The organism is Phyllobacterium sp. (genome assembly GCF_037994425.1).
In the GTDB taxonomy this organism is placed as follows: Bacteria; Pseudomonadota; Alphaproteobacteria; order Rhizobiales; family Rhizobiaceae; genus Phyllobacterium.
This window is the reverse complement of the sequence record NZ_JBBNAM010000402.1, coordinates 1-16,229: the sequence shown is the minus strand read 5'-3', so window position 1 is coordinate 16,229 and position 16,229 is coordinate 1. Positions and strand designations below refer to the sequence as shown.

The 16,229-nt window shown below is 60.1% G+C and carries 10 protein-coding genes; 9 read left to right on the top strand and 1 reads right to left on the bottom strand.

From position 1 onward, the window contains the following. Positions 1–6 precede the first annotated feature (6 nt). The 6 genes from AAAB35_RS26475 to AAAB35_RS26450 all read left to right on the top strand — a co-directional run bounded on the left by AAAB35_RS26475 (position 7) and on the right by AAAB35_RS26450 (position 7,119). Complete coding sequence (locus AAAB35_RS26475) at positions 7–903, top strand: LysR family transcriptional regulator (protein ID WP_340671316.1); 897 nt, start codon at positions 7–9, stop codon at positions 901–903. Between the two features lie 103 nt (positions 904–1,006). Continuing rightward, the gene (locus tag AAAB35_RS26470; protein ID WP_340671315.1) at positions 1,007–1,480 is read left to right on the top strand and encodes a formate dehydrogenase subunit gamma; all 474 of its coding nucleotides are present in this window, start codon (positions 1,007–1,009) and stop codon (positions 1,478–1,480) included. Beyond that, positions 1,477–3,045, top strand: a complete 1,569-nt coding sequence (locus AAAB35_RS26465; RefSeq protein ID WP_340671314.1) for an NADH-quinone oxidoreductase subunit NuoF — start codon at positions 1,477–1,479, stop codon at positions 3,043–3,045. Before AAAB35_RS26470 ends, AAAB35_RS26465 begins: the two co-directional genes overlap by 4 nt. A gap of 9 nt (positions 3,046–3,054) precedes the next feature. Next, positions 3,055–5,934, top strand: coding sequence for a formate dehydrogenase subunit alpha (fdhF, locus tag AAAB35_RS26460; RefSeq protein ID WP_340671313.1), 2,880 nt, complete (start codon positions 3,055–3,057; stop codon positions 5,932–5,934). 2 nt (positions 5,935–5,936) lie between these two features. Continuing rightward, the gene (gene fdhD, locus AAAB35_RS26455; protein WP_340671312.1) at positions 5,937–6,878 is read left to right on the top strand and encodes a formate dehydrogenase accessory sulfurtransferase FdhD; all 942 of its coding nucleotides are present in this window, start codon (positions 5,937–5,939) and stop codon (positions 6,876–6,878) included. Beyond that, positions 6,871–7,119 carry a formate dehydrogenase subunit delta gene (locus AAAB35_RS26450; protein WP_340671311.1) on the top strand — a complete coding sequence of 83 codons (249 nt, stop codon included), beginning with the start codon at positions 6,871–6,873 and terminating at the stop codon, positions 7,117–7,119. Before fdhD ends, AAAB35_RS26450 begins: the two co-directional genes overlap by 8 nt. A gap of 54 nt (positions 7,120–7,173) precedes the next feature. On the opposite strand, the gene AAAB35_RS26445 is transcribed toward AAAB35_RS26450, so the two are convergent. Then, a complete protein-coding gene (locus AAAB35_RS26445) occupies positions 7,174–7,353 on the bottom strand; it encodes a hypothetical protein (protein WP_340671310.1) in 180 nt (59 codons plus the stop codon). 35 nt (positions 7,354–7,388) lie between these two features. Between AAAB35_RS26445 and AAAB35_RS26440 the strand changes: the two genes are divergently transcribed. The 3 genes from AAAB35_RS26440 (at position 7,389) to pbpC (ending at position 15,973) form a co-directional block, all read left to right on the top strand. Continuing rightward, the gene (locus AAAB35_RS26440) at positions 7,389–8,345 is read left to right on the top strand and encodes a LysR substrate-binding domain-containing protein (RefSeq protein WP_340671309.1); all 957 of its coding nucleotides are present in this window, start codon (positions 7,389–7,391) and stop codon (positions 8,343–8,345) included. Between the two features lie 96 nt (positions 8,346–8,441). Next, positions 8,442–13,889: an alpha-2-macroglobulin family protein gene (locus AAAB35_RS26435; RefSeq protein WP_340671371.1), complete on the top strand. Its 5,448-nt coding sequence runs from the start codon at positions 8,442–8,444 to the stop codon at positions 13,887–13,889. After that, complete coding sequence (gene pbpC / locus AAAB35_RS26430; protein WP_340671308.1) at positions 13,889–15,973, top strand: penicillin-binding protein 1C; 2,085 nt, start codon at positions 13,889–13,891, stop codon at positions 15,971–15,973. Before AAAB35_RS26435 ends, pbpC begins: the two co-directional genes overlap by 1 nt. Positions 15,974–16,229: the final 256 nt, after the last annotated feature.

The following is a 16,229-nucleotide window of genomic DNA, read 5'->3' as shown; positions in this document are numbered from 1 at the left end:
ACCTTGATGATTGACAAGCTGGAATTCTTCATCGCGCTGGCGCGGCACAAGCATTTCGGCCGTGCGGCCGAAGAATGCGGCGTCACCCAGCCCACCTTGTCGGCCGCCATCCGGCAGCTCGAGGCAACGCTCGGCGTCGTGCTCGTCCAGCGTGGTTCGCGCTTCAAGGGGCTTACCTCGGAAGGGCAGCGTGTCCTTGAATGGGCGCGGCGCATCGTCGGCGATACGCGTACCATGCGGGAAGAACTGCGCGCCGCCCGTCTTGGCCTTGCTGGGCACGTGAAGATCGCCGCCATCCCGACGGCGCTTGCCATGGTTTCGCGACTGACCACTCCATTTCGCGAAAAGCACCCGGACGTGACGTTCTCGGTTACCTCACGCACATCGCTCGAAGTTTTGACCCTGCTCAGCAATTTCGAGATCGACGTCGGTATAAGCTATCTCGACAATGAACCCCTCGGCCGGGTGACTTCGGTACCGCTTTATACCGAGCGCTATCAGCTGATCACATCGGCCGGAAGCACCCATTCCGACCGGGAGTCGGTCACCTGGAAGGAGGTTGGGCAATTGCCGCTTTGCCTGCTCACAATGGATATGCAGAACCGCAGGCTCATCAACAAGCACCTGCAAGAGGCGGGTATCGAGGTGCATCCGACGCTCGAGTCGAACTCCATGATCGTGCTGTTCTCGCATATCCGCACCGGCAAATGGGCGAGCATCATGCCGCTCAACCTTGCCGAGACGCTCGGTTTTGCCGAGCCGATCCGCTCGATACCCATTGTCGAGCCCGATGCACGTCACCTTGTCGGGCTCGTTGCGGCCGACCGCGAACCGCACACACCACTTGTTTCAGCACTTTTGCATGAGGCGAGGGCGCTTGCGCAAAGCCTTAATATGATTTGATAGAAAATTTCTATCGAATGACGAAACTGCGATATTGATATATAATATCATATTTGATCTGTTCTAAAGAACAGGGAGAAACTCAGGGAGGGCGCTGCACGATATGCAGAGTGCAAGTACCGATATCGCCGAAAGAGCGATAGGCATTATCGATCAATTGAAGGGCAACGAAGGCCCTCTGCTTCCGATCTTGCACGAGTTGCAGGCCGAGTTCGGCTATGTTCCCCGCGAGACGCTGCCGCTCATTGCGAGCGCCCTCAATATTTCGCGTGCCGAGGTCCAGGGCGTCTTCACCTTCTATCACGACTATCGTGACCATCCGGCCGGACGACATGTGCTGAAGCTGTGTCGCGCCGAGGCATGTCAGTCGATGGGCGGCGATGCGCTTGCGGACCGCGCCCACGAACTCCTTGGTATCGATTGGCACGGCACGACGCCTGACGGCGCCGTAACGCTCGAACCCGTCTATTGCCTCGGGCTCTGTGCCTGCTCCCCTTCGGCAATGCTCGACGGCGAGGTCATTGGCCGACTTGACGCGGAAAAGCTCGAGGAAATCGCGGCGGAGGTACGGCTATGACTGTCACCTTCTATGTTCCGCGCGATTCCGGCGCGCTCGCGCTAGGCGCCGAGAAAGTTGCAAAAACCCTTCAATCCGAAATCGACAAGCGCGGTCTTGACGCGCGCATCGTGCGCAATGGCTCTCGGGGTATGTATTGGCTCGAACCGATGGTTGAGGTGGAAACGCCGGGTGGCCGCGTAGCCTATGGCCCGGTCAAGGCTTCTGACCTGCCGGCATTGCTCGACAATGGGATGCACGAAGGTAGGGTGCACCCGCTCTGGCTCGGGCTGACCGATCATCTGCCGTTCCTTGCCAGGCAGACGCGGCTGACGTTTGCCCGTTGCGGCATCACGGATCCCGTGTCACTTGAAGATTATCGTGCCCATGACGGTCTTAACGGCCTCGAAAATGCCCTCAAGCTCACGCCGGCGGAGATCGTCGCTCAAGTGACGGAGTCCGGCCTGCGCGGCCGCGGCGGTGCGGGTTTCCCTACCGGTATCAAGTGGAAGACCGTGCTCGATACAGCGGGAGAGCAAAAATATATCGTCTGCAATGCCGATGAGGGCGACAGCGGTACCTTCGCCGACCGCATGATCATGGAGGGCGATCCTTTTGTCCTCATAGAAGGCATGACGATCGCTGGAATCGCCGTCGGTGCAACGAAAGGTTATGTCTATATCCGTTCCGAATATCCGCATGCGGTCGCGATAATGAACGAGGCGCTCGAAGCGGCGCGGCGCGGGAATGTCCTTGGAAGATCGGTGCTCGGATCCCCTTATGCATTCGACATGGAAGTGCGGGTCGGCGCGGGCGCCTATGTCTGCGGCGAAGAGACCGCCTTGCTCGAAAGCCTTGAGGGCCGACGGGGCATTGTTCGCGCCAAGCCGCCGCTTCCTGCGCACAAGGGCTTGTTCGGTCGCCCGACCGTCATCAACAATGTGATATCGCTGGCATCGGTCCCAATCATCCTCGAGAAAGGCGCGACCTTCTACAAGGATTTCGGCATGGGCCGCTCGCGCGGCACTATCCCGTTGCAGATCGCCGGCAACGTCAAGCATGGCGGACTGTTCGAAACCGCCTTTGGCCTGACTCTGGGCGAAATCGTCGATGATATCGGCGGCGGCACGGCAAGCGGCCGTCCCGTCAAGGCGGTACAGGTCGGCGGCCCGCTCGGTGCCTATTTCCCGCGCGAATTGTTCGATACGCCTTTCGATTACGAGGCATTTGCTGCGAAGGACGGCCTTATCGGCCATGCCGGTCTCGTCGTCTTCGATGATACGGTCGACATGCTGAAGCAGGCGCGTTTTGCCATGGAATTCTGCGCGGTAGAATCTTGCGGCAAATGCACTCCCTGCCGCATCGGCTCGACGCGCGGCGTAGAGGTTGTCGACCGCATTGCCGCAAATGTCGAACCTGAAAAACAGATCAAGGTTCTGACCGATTTATGTAATACAATGAAGTTCGGCTCGCTCTGTGCCCTGGGCGGCTTCACGCCCTATCCCGTCATGAGCGCGCTGACGCATTTTCCTGAGGATTTCCGCCCGGCGCCAAATACGCATTTTGCCGCCCATGCCGCGGAATAGGAGATAACGATGTCCCTGGTTCACGAAATCGACTACGGCACGCCCGCTTCGCAATCCGAAAAGCTGGTCACCCTGACCATCGACGGAAACGAGGTTACGGTGCCGGAAGGCACGTCGATCATGCGTGCCGCCATGGAAGCCGGCATCGAGGTTCCAAAACTCTGTGCGACGGACATGGTGGACGCGTTCGGTTCCTGCCGCCTCTGCCTTGTTGAGATCGACGGCCGCGCCGGCACGCCGGCCTCCTGCACCACGCCCGCCATGCCGGGTTTAGTCGTCCGCACACAGACCCCGCGTCTCAAGGATATTCGCAAGGGCGTGATGGAACTTTATATCTCCGACCACCCGCTGGATTGCCTTACCTGCGCCGCCAATGGCGATTGCCAATTGCAGGATATGGCGGGTGCCGTCGGTCTTCGGGATGTTCGCTACGGCTATGAGGGTGAGAATCACGTTTTTGCCAAGGTTGGCGCCGTGGCCAACGACCATTGGTTGCCCAAGGATGAATCCAACCCCTATTTCACTTATGATCCGTCCAAATGCATCGTTTGTTCCCTGTGCGTGCGCGCCTGCGAGGAAGTGCAGGGCACCTTTGCCCTGACGATCGAGGGACGCGGCTTCAATAGCCGTGTTTCTGCCGGGCCGCATGATAGTTTTGTCGACAGTGAGTGTGTGTCCTGCGGCGCCTGCGTGCAAGCGTGCCCGACCGCGACGCTGACGGAAAAGTCGGTCATCGAGATCGGACAGCCCGAGCATTCCTATGTGACAACGTGCGCTTATTGCGGCGTCGGCTGTTCGTTCAAGGCCGAGATGCGCGGTGAAGAACTGGTTCGCATGGTGCCATGGAAGGACGGCAAGGCCAATCGCGGCCACTCCTGCGTCAAGGGGCGTTTCGCCTACGGCTATTCGACCCACAAGGACCGCATCCTCAACCCCATGATCCGCGAAAAGATCACAGACCCCTGGCGCGAAGTCAGTTGGGATGAGGCTTACAAGCATGTGGCGAATGAATTTCGCCGCATTCAATACCAGTATGGCCGCAACTCCGTCGGCGGAATTACTTCTTCGCGCTGCACCAACGAGGAAACGTACCTCGTGCAGAAACTGGTGCGTGCCGGCTTCGGCAACAATAACGTCGATACGTGTGCCCGCGTCTGCCATTCGCCGACCGGATACGGTCTGAAGCAGACCTTCGGTACTTCCGCCGGTACCCAAGATTTCGACAGCGTCGAACACACCGATGTCGTCATGATCATTGGCGCCAACCCGACTGATGGGCATCCCGTATTTGCCTCGCGCTTGAAAAAGCGTCTGCGCAAAGGTGCGAAGCTTATCGTCGTCGACCCGCGCCGGATTGATCTCGTCCGCAGTCCGCACGTTGAGGCCTCATATCATCTGCCGTTGCGCCCCGGCACTAATGTCGCCGTCGTCACTTCATTGGCGCATGTCATTGTGACGGAAGGGCTGTTCGACGAGAAGTTCATCCGTGAACGTTGCGACTGGGACGAGTTCCAGGATTGGGCTGCCTTTGTTTCTTCGCCGGAACATAGTCCCGAAGCCACTCAGCAGGTTTCCGGCGTTGATCCGGCGCTTCTGCGTCAGGCGGCGCGCCTGTTTGCGACCGGCGGCAACGGATCCATCTATTATGGCCTCGGCGTTACCGAGCACAGCCAGGGCTCGACCACGGTCATGGCCATCGCCAATCTTGCTATGGCGACCGGCAATATCGGGCGCAAGGGCGTCGGCGTTAACCCGCTGCGCGGCCAGAACAACGTCCAGGGCTCTTGCGACATGGGCTCGTTCCCGCACGAGTTGCCCGGCTACCGCCATATTTCCGATGACTCGACCCGCGACATCTTCGACAAGCTGTGGGGCGTCAAGCTTCAGGACGAACCGGGGCTGCGCATTCCGAACATGCTTGATGCAGCTGTCGACGGCACGTTCAAGGGCATCTACATCCAGGGCGAGGACATTTTGCAGTCCGATCCCGATACCAAGCACGTTGCAGCGGGTCTCGCTGCCATGGAATGCGTCGTCGTCCACGATCTCTTCCTGAACGAGACTGCCAATTACGCCCATGTTTTCCTGCCTGGATCGACCTTCCTCGAAAAGGACGGGACCTTCACCAACGCCGAACGTCGTATCAATCGCGTGCGCAAGGTGATGAGCCCGCGTAACGGGTATGCCGACTGGGAGGTTACGCAGAACCTCGCCAAGGCGATGGGTCTGAACTGGGATTACAAGCATCCGTCCGAGATCATGGACGAAGTTGCCCTGACAACACCAAGCTTTGCCGGCGTATCCTTCGATCTCATCGACAAGGAGGGATCGGTCCAGTGGCCCTGCAATGAAAAGGCGCCGCTCGGCACACCGATCATGCACATCGATGGTTTCGCGCGCGGCAAGGGCAAGTTCATCCGCACCGAATACGTCGCAACGGACGAGCGGAGCGGACCGCGCTTCCCGCTGCTGCTGACGACGGGACGCATCCTGTCGCAGTACAATGTCGGCGCGCAGACACGCCGGACGGACAATGTCGTCTGGCATGAAGAGGATCGCCTTGAGATCCACCCGCACGATGCGGAACAGCGCGGGGTGCGCGAAGGAGACTGGGTGAAGATTGCAAGTCGTTCCGGCGAAACCACACTGCGCGCCCTGATTACCGATCGCGTGTCACCGGGCGTGGTTTATACGACCTTCCATCATCCGACGACACAGGCGAACGTCATCACCACGGACTTTTCCGACTGGGCAACCAACTGTCCGGAGTACAAGGTCACCGCGGTTCAGGTGGCGGTGTCGAATGGTCCGAGCGACTGGCAGGTCAAATACGACGAACAGGCGCGGCAAAGCCGCCGGATCGCAGCCACGCTGGACGCGGCGGAATAGCAATGTCCGAGCGGCCGACCCGGCTTTCCGTCCCGCGCATCATCCGCCGCCGCAAAGGCACGGCCGACGCCTGGGCGATGGACAGCCGGATCGTGCCGGAGGAAACGCCGATAGCCTTCAGCTACAATGGCACGACCCATGCCGTCATGATGGCGACGCCCGCTGACATGGAAGATTTCGCGGTGGGCTTCAGCCTCTCCGAAGGCATCGTGTCGACCATGGAAGGAATCAGCGAAATCGCCATCGAGGAGCACGACGAGGGCATCGACGTGCAGGTGCGCCTTGCGGCGGAAGCAGGACAGGAACTGACCGACCGCCGCCGCCGTATGGCAGGTCCAGTTGGCTGCGGATTGTGCGGTATCGAATCGATCGAGCAAGCATTGAAGCCTGTGGCATCCGTCGACAAGGTGCGACTTGCCCTCGCGCCGGAAGAAATCGCAGATGCCGTAAATTCATTGTCAGAACGCCAACCACTACATGGCGAGACCGGCGCAGTGCATGCAGCGGGCTTCTATGTGCCGGGCCAGGGCATCCTTGCGGTGCGCGAGGATGTTGGCCGGCACAATGCGCTCGACAAACTTGCGGGCGCGCTGTGCCGGGCTGGCGTCGCAGGTCAGACTGGTGCTGTCGTCATCACCAGCCGCGTGTCGATTGAAATGGTGCAGAAGACGGCAATCATCGGCGCATCGGTGCTGATTGCGGTATCCGCGCCCACGGCTCTTGCCGTCCGCACGGCGGAAGCTGCAGGTATGACGCTCATCGCGCTCGTGCGCGGCGAAGAGTTCGACGTCTTCACCCGACCGGAACGCGTACCCGTAGCATTGGCGCAGGTGAAAACAAAAGGGGATGAATTGGCAGTCAACGGGCCGGCAAAACCCAATCCCGATTCCGCCGCTTCCACGCTCATTCAAAGTCCCACAGTTCGATTGGTGCAATATGGATAGTGAAAGTCATAAATCGACGGCACAGAAACTGGTCTACATGGCCAACCAGATTGCGGGATTCTTCCACACGCAACCGAAGGACGAGGCGATCGCCGGGGTTGCCGACCATATAAACCACTTCTGGGAGCCGCGTATGCGCACCCAGCTTTTCGCCATCCTCGAACAGGATGACAATGGCCTTGACGACCTTGTCATTGCCGCCGCCAAGCACATTCGCAAGCCAGGGCCGATTCCTGCCTGAATGTGTGCGATGCATTGCAAGAAGGCCGTCCTCGCATAGCCTGCTTTGCCTCGTTCATTGCCGGCGCACCGAGTGTGCATCGAAAGGTAGGTCCGCCAATTGATCGAGGCACATCGCGTCGATAGCGGGATGCGACAGCGGATCACGGTACCAATCTAGCGGTTCGTGCTCGATATGCTCTCGCTTGGGGTCATTAGAAAGCCAAATCGCGCGCATCAGAAAGAAAATCTTCATCGTAGATCTCCCTGATCATAAGATTACCCTCTATTATGGGGATCAAGCGCATCTCGGCAATCAAGATTGCCGATACTGGGATGAAGAAAAACTTCATGAAGAACCTTAACCGATTTCATCTGAATGGCCTAAAGGCAGTTGAAGCGATCGGGCGCCTCGGCTCTTTGCCGAGGGCGGCCGACGAACTCGGCGTCTCCGTCAGCGCAGTTAGTCAGCAGCTGATCCGCACCGAGGAACAGCTCGGCCAGGCGATCTTCGAGCGAACCCGTGCGGGACTGGTGCCGACAGGCTTCGGTCGCTCCTTGCTGCCGCGACTTGCCGATGGGTTTCAACAAATCTCGCAGGCGATCTCGCTCGTCGAGGGTGCCGATCAGGCGCTCCTGCTTTCCGTGGCGCCCACCTTTGCGTCGAAATGGCTCGTGCCGCGGCTCGGGCGTTTGCGCGCGGCTTATCCGGATCTGAAAATTCGCATCGATCCCGGTACTGCGCTTCTTGATCTCGCTCGCTCAGATATCGACCTTGCCATAAGGCTCGGCAGCGGTGACTGGCGGGACGGAACACCGGAACGTCTTTTGCCGCAATCGATGTTCCCTGTCTGCACGCCGGCATTTGCCGAGCGCCTGTCTGCGCCCGCCGATATCTTCACCCAGCCCATTATCTGCTACGAGAACCCTATGTTCAGTTGGGACGACTGGCAGGCCGCAACGGGCCTTGCAGGGCCGCTTCCATTTGACGGACCAACCTTCTCCGATCCCTGGCTTGCCCTCGAGGCTACAATCAGCGGGCAAGGCATCATGCTGGCCTGGGATCTCTTCGTTGAAGATAGCCTTGCTGATGGGCGGCTCGTCGCTCCGTTTCCAGCGCGTGTTCCGTCATCGATCGCCTATTGGCTGGTCTCGCCGAAAAATCGCAAGGCGACGCGGCAGATGCTGCAGTTCCAGGGCTGGATTCGCAACGAAATTCAGCATGAGAATGCAACCCGTCCCGCATGATCTGTTGACAAGTTCGGGCGAAGTTTGAACAGTGCCGAGCATCGACATTGAGGGCTGGAATCTTCCGGCCCTGAGCGTTGGGAGGCCTTGATGTCTATGCGTGCGGTTTTCGGCTTTTCGCTCTTTATTTTCAGTATGTTCGCAGCTTACGTGCCGGCAGGCGCCGCAGAGACGAACCGTGATGTGGTCGTCACCAAAGACGGGGATTATTTCGGGTTCGACCTGCGGACCGAACAGGATGTCACGCAGGACCAATGCGAACTCGTTTGCCTGGCGGACAAGGCCTGCAAGGCATTTACCTACAATCCCAAGGCGAAGTGGTGCTTCCTCAAATCAGACTTCAACGAGCTGAAGCCTGCCCTTGGCTCCATCGCCGGAAAAGTTATCGAAACGGTCGCAGAACCTGATATCGGTGCGCCACCGAAGCTGCCATTCCTTTCCGATCAGTTGGTGCAAGAGGCCCGGCAAGTCAAAGGCAGTTTGACGCTGACAGCCGCGCAAAAGGCGCAGGGCCTCGATGGCCTCATGGCTGTTGCACGCAGTGAGCTTGCTTCGGGCAATCTTGAAAATGCGCTCAACAATTTCAAGGCGGCTCTGGCTGTCAATCCCGACGATGGCACCCTTTGGATCGAGACCGCTCGCGCGGCCAATCGTGCGGACAAGAATACGTACATTGCCGGCCAGGCCGCGCTTGCTGCGTTAAATGGCTACCAGCTCACGCGGACGGCATCGAGCCGGGCCGACGCACTGGCGGTTCTTGCCGCGGCGCTGCAGAACTCCGAAAATTACCGCGCTGCGCTGAGCGCCTATAAGGCCAGCCTTGATCTCGTCAACTACAAGGTGGTCGAGGCTGCGTATCTCGACCTCAGGGCTCTCCAGGGTTTCCGTGTCGTGAACCACACGATTGATGCGGATAGTGCCGTGCCGCGCGCCTGCGTGCAGTTTTCCGAACCTTTGGTGAAGGTGGGTACGGATTACACGCCTTTCCTCACCCTCAATGGTGGTGCCCCAAAGGCCATCGAAGCCAGGGGCAGCGAAATTTGCATCGAAGGTCTCGAACATGGCCAGCGCTACAAGCTGTCCCTGCGGCCGGGCCTGCCTTCGTCGGTCGGCGAGGCGCTGGAGGCGCCCGTCGACCTTGACCTTTACATCCAGGATCGCTCCGCGATGGTGCGATTTACCGGCGATAGTTTCGTGCTGCCGAGCACCGCTCGACATGGCATTCCTCTCGTTTCGGTCAATACGGCGACAGCCAATCTCAAGCTCTATCGAATCGGCGACCGCGGCCTCGCGCCGCTTATGACGAGTTCGCAATTCCTGACACAGCTCGACGGGTATAATGCGCAGCGCCTGCAGGACGAATCCGGCGAGCTTGTATGGCAGGGTGCGATCGATATTCAGTCCGAACTCAACAATGATGTCGTTACCAGCTTCCCGGTCGACGAAGCGCTTCCGCAGCGTAAGCCCGGCGTCTATGTGCTAACCGCTGTTTCGCCCGATGCCAAAACCGAAGAGTGGGATGCACAGGCGACGCAATGGTTTGTGGTGTCCGATATCGGCCTGACCACTTATGCCGGAACCGACGGCCTCAACGTGTTCGCCCGTTCATTGGCGACGGCGCAACCGCTCATCGGCGTTGAGCTGCAGCTTCTTGCCAAGAATAACGAAATTCTCGGCACGGCGACGACCGACACCGAGGGGAGGGCAACCTTCACTGCCGGGCTGATGCGTGGCACGGCGGCCACTGCGCCGGCGGTGATAACTGCCAAGAACGGCGACGCCGACTATGTGTTCCTCGACATGACCCGTGCCGGCTTTGACCTTTCCGACCGGGGCGTGACGGGGCGCGCGGCCCCCGGCGCCATCGACATATTGGCCTGGACGGAACGCGGCATCTATCGCGCGGGCGAGACCGTCCATGCGTCGGCACTAGCCCGCGACAATGCCGCCAACGCCATCGAGAAACTACCGCTGACCTTCGTTTTCAAACGGCCCGACGGGGTCGAAGACCGTCGCATGGTCAGCGATGGTGCAAATCTCGGGGGCCACACGCTCGACCTTGCGCTGCAGCCCAATTCGATGCGCGGCACCTGGACCATGCAGATTTTCACCGACCCCAAGGCCTCACCAATTGCGGAAAAACAGTTCCTGGTCGAGGACTTTGTTCCGGACCGTGTTGAATTCGACCTGACCAGCGAGGCGAAATCGCTCGAAATCGGCAAGTCGATGCCGGTGAAAGTCGATGGGCGCTATCTCTATGGCGCTCCGGCCGCGGGGCTCAATCTGGAAGGCGAGATCGCCTTGAAGCCAACGCATGAAAGCGCTGATTTCGCGGGCTATTTCTTTGGTCTTGCGGACGAAGAGGTCAACGAGGACTCGCGCATTCCCTTGGAGGATCTGCATCCGCTCGATGACGGCGGCAAGGCGACATTCGACGTCTCGCTCAGCGACGTTCCCTCCACGACCCAACTTCTCAATGCCGACGCGGTGGTCCGCATGCAGGAGGCAGGCGGGCGCGCTGTCGAAAGGACATTGACGCTTCCGGTCAAGCCGGAAGGGCCGATGATCGGCATCAAGCCGGAATTTTCGGGCGATCTGCCAGAAAATTCGGTGGCCAAGTTTCATGTGATTGCCGTCGACCAGAACAATCAGAAACAGGCGATGCAGGGTCTGGGGTGGAAGCTGGTCAGCATCGAGCGCAACTATCAATGGTACCGCGACGGAAATTCGTGGAAATACGAACCGATTCTTTCGACGAAGCAGATCGCCAATGGCCAGGTAAACGCCACCGCCGACGGAGCCGAAATTTCAGTGCCTGTCACCTGGGGCCGTTTCCGCCTCGAGGTGGAGACGACGGTGGCGGATGGCCCAACCTCGAGCGTCGAGTTCGATGCCGGCTACTATGTAGCGGCGACATCGACCGAAACGCCTGACGGCCTCGAAATCGCACTGGACAAGGGCAGTTACGCTCCGGGCGAAACGGCAAAGCTCAAGGTTTCACCGCGCTTCGCTGGCGAACTTCTGGTAACGGTCGGCGCGGAAAACCTGCTTGTGACGAAGCGCGCGAGCATTCCGGCGGAGGGCGGCGAAGTTGAGATTCCCGTCACTGCCGATTGGGGTGCCGGCGCCTATGTGACGGCAACATTGTTCCGCCCGGGTAATGCGCAGGAAAGCCACATGCCGATGCGGGCAATCGGCGTGAAATGGCTCGGCGTTAACCCGGGCGATCGCAACCTCGCCGTGAAACTCGATGTGGTGCCAAAGACAGAACCGCGCAAGCCGCTCAATATCGCGCTGCAGGTCACGGGTGCCGGGGCGAATGAAAACGCGTTCATCACCGTAGCCGCCGTGGACGTCGGTATCCTCAACCTTACCCGCTACGAAGCCCCAAACCCTGACGGATGGTATTTCGGCCAGCGCCAGCTCGGCATCGAGATTCGCGATCTCTATGGACGCCTGATCGACGGTTCTCAGGGCGCGACTGGCAAGCTGCGCACTGGCGGCGACGGCGCACAGATGCCGATGCAGGGTAGCCCGCCCACGGAGAAACTCATCGCGTTCTTTTCAGGACCTGTGAAACTCGATCCGCAAGGCAAGGCCAATGTCAGCTTTGACGTTCCGCAGTTCAACGGAACCGCGCGTATCATGGCGGTCGCTTGGTCGAAGGCTGGCGTCGGTCATGCGACGTCCGACGTGATCATCCGGGATCCCGTCGTGGTGACCGCAAGCATGCCGAAATTCCTTGCTCCAGCCGACAAGGCGTCGCTTCGGCTCGATATTGCCAACACCGACGCACCGGCGGGAGATTATCAGCTGCAGGTGACGACCAACCCGGCGGTGAGCGTCGAACAATCCGGTGCGTCCCGGACGGTGAACCTCGCGGCGGGGGGAAAATTCGACATCACCCTGCCGTTGAAGGGGGAACATCCGGGCGATGGCGTCGTATCGGTAAAACTTTCGAACGCGGCCGGCTTGTCACTCGACCAATCGTTGAACGTACCCGTGCGTCCGGCAACGCTCCCCGTCACTGTTCGCAAGCCCATCAAGATTGCTCCCAACAGCACGCTGAAGGTCGATGGTGAATTGCTTGCGGGCAGCATCCTCCAAGGCGCCTCGGTCAGTCTCAACGTGACGCGTTCGGCTGCCTTCGACATTCCGGCGTTGTTGATGACGCTCGACCGCTATCCCTATGGTTGTGCGGAGCAGACGACTAGCCGTGCGCTGCCATTACTCTACATGAGCGAGCTCGCCAAGCAGTCCGGCATCGCGGAAGATACGGACGTGCAGAAACGCGTTCAGGACGCGATCTACCGGGTGCTGTCCTACCAGTCATCTTCAGGCAGCTTCGGTCTTTGGAGCCCTGGTTCGGGCGATCTGTGGCTTGATGCCTACGTCACAGACTTCCTCACGCGCGCGCGCGAACAGAAATATGAAGTGCCTGAACAGGCGCTTGTTCAGGCACTCGAGAACCTGCAGAATTCGTTGAGTTACGACGTAAGCGTCAAGGACAAGGGTAACGAAATCGCCTATGCGCTTTACGTGCTTGCGCGCAATCGCAAGGCTGCCATCAGCGACTTGCGCTATTATGCCGACACGAAACTTGCCGAGTTTCCGACACCGCTGGCGCGAGCCCATCTGGCCGCAGCGCTTTCACTTTATGGTGACGCCCAACGCTCGCAAAGCATCTTCACCGACGCGCTACAGCAATCGACCCTGGTCACGAATGTCAGCTTTGCCCGCTCTGACTATGGTTCGTCCCTACGTGACGACGCAGCCGTTCTTGCTCTTGCTGCCGAGAGTCGCCCGGTTCCGCCAATTGTTCCGCAATTGTCGAAGATCGTCGCTGGCGAGTGGGAACGCAAGCCCTATACGAGCACGCAGGAACAGACGTGGATGCTGCTTGCTGCCCGCGCCATCCAAGGCGGTGACCAGGACTTGAAGCTCGACATCAACGGCACTGCGCGTGCCGGAGGCTATGTCGCGCGCATAAGCGGCGACGAACTGTTGGCACAACCCGTCTCGGTCACGAATGCATCTGCAGAGCCTGTCTCGGTGGTTGTCACGACTGTCGCGTCGCCTTCACAGCCATTGCCGGCAGGCGGTGACGGTTTTGGCATCGAGCGCACCTACTACACGCTTGATGGCCAGCAAGCCAATGTCAGCCAGGCGAAGCAGAACGAGCGCTATGTCGTGGTTCTGAAGGTCACCCAGAACAACCCGTGGCCGTCGCGGGTCCTGATAACTGACCTCTTGCCGGCAGGTTTCGAGATCGACAACCCCGGGCTCGTCAATAGCGCGAGCTTGTCAAATTTCGACTGGATAGGCGAAGTCGAGGCCGCCCATACGGAATTCCGCAGCGACCGCTTCGTAGCGGCCTTCGATCGCGCCAATGGCGACAACGGCGAGATAACGCTCGCCTATGTCGTGCGCGCCGTAACCCCAGGCACCTATGATCACCCGGCTGCCAGCGTCGAGGACATGTATCGTCCGCAGTTCTCCGCGCGTACCGCCACCGGCCGGATGGAGGTCGTCACAGCACAATAATGTCGGCCTGGCGAACATTCCGCATCGGCATCTTGGCCAACTTCGCCTTGGCCGCGACGCTGGCATTTGGCCTTGATGCGGCGGATCGCGCGCTTCCGCCTCCATTGGAGAAGGCGCGCGACATTTCACCGGAGGTCCTTGATGCGGATGGTCAGCTTCTACGCGCCTTTGCCACGTCTGGCGGGCACTGGCGGCTCGCCACGCAAGCGACCGACGTCGATCCGCAATTCGTGCGCATGCTTGTCGCCTACGAGGATCAGCGATTCTGGCAGCATCGAGGCATCGATCCGATCGCCCTGGCCCGGGCAGCGGTGCAGCTCGTCACCAATGGCCGGATCGTTTCGGGGGCCTCGACGCTTTCCATGCAGGTTGCGCGCCTAATCGAACCGAGGCAAGGCCGCTCGCTCACGGCCAAATTGCAGCAGCTCGTTCGCGCGCTTCAGATCGAGCGACGGCTCAACAAATCCCAGATACTCGATCTTTACCTGACGCTCGCGCCCTATGGCGGCAACCTGGAAGGCGTCCGTGCGGCGAGTCTTGCTTATTTTGGCAAGGAGCCGCGTCGCCTGACGGTCGCCCAGGCCGCCCTTCTCGTCGCTCTGCCGCAATTGCCCGAGCGGCGCAGGCCGGACCGCAACCTTGCGCTGGCCGAGGCGGCGCGTTCGCGCGTGCTGCATCGCCTTGCGGTCGAAAAGGTCATTGGCGACGGCGAGGCCGAACGGGCGGAGCTTGCGCCAATTCCGGCGCAAAGGTTGCAACTGCCGGCTTACGCCGCCCATCTAGCGGAGACCGCCAGGCGCAAGGAACCGGGGATTAACCGACATACGACGACCCTGCGCCGTTCGATCCAACAGGGATTGGAAGGGGTGGCGAGGGACTTCGCCGCAAGGTTGGGGCCGAAGGTTTCCGTCGCCATGGTGATGGCCGACGTGCGCACCGGCGAGATAGTCGGTGAGGTTGGTTCGGCCAACTATTTCGACGCGAGCCGTTCGGGCTGGATCGACATGACGAGAATCAATCGCTCGCCCGGCTCGACGCTCAAGCCCTTTATCTACGGGCTCGCGCTGGAGGATGGCCTGGTCAGTCAGGAGACGATCATCGAGGACCGGCCGGCCGACTTTTTCGGCTATCGCCCACGCAATTTCGACATGAGCTATCAGGGCGATGTCAGCATTCGCCAGGCGTTGCAACTCTCGCTCAACGTTCCGGCCGTGCGCCTTCTCGATGCCGTAGGTCCGACGCGGCTGATGGTCCGCTTCCGCCGCGCCGACGTCCGTCCGGTGTTACCACCCAATGAACCGCCGGGCCTCGCCATCGGGCTTGGCGGCGTCGGCATAACACTGAAGGATCTGGTGCAACTCTACGCCGGGCTTGCCAACCGGGGCAGGCCGGTGCGGCTCGGCGACGGCGTTCAGGATAAACCCGCGCAGATCATGTCCGAACCCTTGCTCGAGCCGGTTGCCGCCTGGAACATCGCTGATATTCTCTCGGGCGTCATGCCACCGCTCGGTGCCGGCCAGCGCGGAATCGCCTACAAGACCGGCACGAGCTACGGATATCGCGATGCCTGGTCAGTGGGGTTTGATGGCGATCATGTTCTCGGCGTCTGGGTCGGCAGGCCCGACAATGGCGCCGTTCCGGGCCTTACGGGTTTCGGTTCGGCGGCGCCGATCCTCTTTGAAGGATTTGCCAAATCCGGTATCACCATCACACCACTGCCGCCAGCACCGGCCGGTGCGTCGCGAGTAACGCAGGCGCAGTTGCCAATCAGCCAGCGCCGCTTCTCGGTCACTTCCAACGGACTTATCGCTGCGTCGACGCGCGAGCCTGCACCGCAGATCATCTATCCGCCAGAAGGAGCGAAGATTGATCTCGGCGCGAAGTCGGGAGGAGAAATCATGCCGCTGGCTTTGAAACTCCAGGGTGGACGCGCGCCGTTCCGCTGGCTGGCGAATGGCAAGCCGCTGCCCGAAACCTCGCGACGCCGCGTCAACCAGTGGCTGCCGGATGGCGGGGGCTATTCAACCCTGACGGTCATCGATGCGGCGGGGCGCGCTGCCAGCGTCCGCGTCTTTGTCGATTGAATCGAAAAAGGCGGCGTTTAAAAACGCCGCCTCCTGGCGTTGCTTGCCTTAGCGTGTGCCCGTCCATAAACGCCAAACTGCTGAAATTATTGGAGAATTCTGGATTTTCTGCGGGTAAAGCCCGGCGGTTTCAGGTACACTTTGGCATCAAGCCACTGATTCCAAAGGAAAACCCGCAACCGCCGGAGCCGACAATGCGCCAAGAACGCACCGTCCAGGCCACTATATTCGATCTTTTCGCCGAACACGAGATCGG

Excerpts from the sequence above, each read along its gene's own strand:
- AAAB35_RS26475 (WP_340671316.1), top strand. The coding sequence starts at position 7 with ATGATTGACAAGCTGGAATTCTTCATCGCGCTGGCGCGGCACAAGCAT.
- AAAB35_RS26470 (WP_340671315.1), top strand. The coding sequence starts at position 1,007 with ATGCAGAGTGCAAGTACCGATATCGCCGAAAGAGCGATAGGCATTATC.
- AAAB35_RS26465 (WP_340671314.1), top strand. The coding sequence starts at position 1,477 with ATGACTGTCACCTTCTATGTTCCGCGCGATTCCGGCGCGCTCGCGCTA.
- fdhF (WP_340671313.1), top strand. The coding sequence starts at position 3,055 with ATGTCCCTGGTTCACGAAATCGACTACGGCACGCCCGCTTCGCAATCC.
- fdhD (WP_340671312.1), top strand. The coding sequence starts at position 5,937 with ATGTCCGAGCGGCCGACCCGGCTTTCCGTCCCGCGCATCATCCGCCGC.
- AAAB35_RS26450 (WP_340671311.1), top strand. The coding sequence starts at position 6,871 with ATGGATAGTGAAAGTCATAAATCGACGGCACAGAAACTGGTCTACATG.
- AAAB35_RS26445 (WP_340671310.1), bottom strand. The coding sequence starts at position 7,353 with ATGAAGATTTTCTTTCTGATGCGCGCGATTTGGCTTTCTAATGACCCC.
- AAAB35_RS26440 (WP_340671309.1), top strand. The coding sequence starts at position 7,389 with ATGGGGATCAAGCGCATCTCGGCAATCAAGATTGCCGATACTGGGATG.
- AAAB35_RS26435 (WP_340671371.1), top strand. The coding sequence starts at position 8,442 with ATGCGTGCGGTTTTCGGCTTTTCGCTCTTTATTTTCAGTATGTTCGCA.
- pbpC (WP_340671308.1), top strand. The coding sequence starts at position 13,889 with ATGTCGGCCTGGCGAACATTCCGCATCGGCATCTTGGCCAACTTCGCC.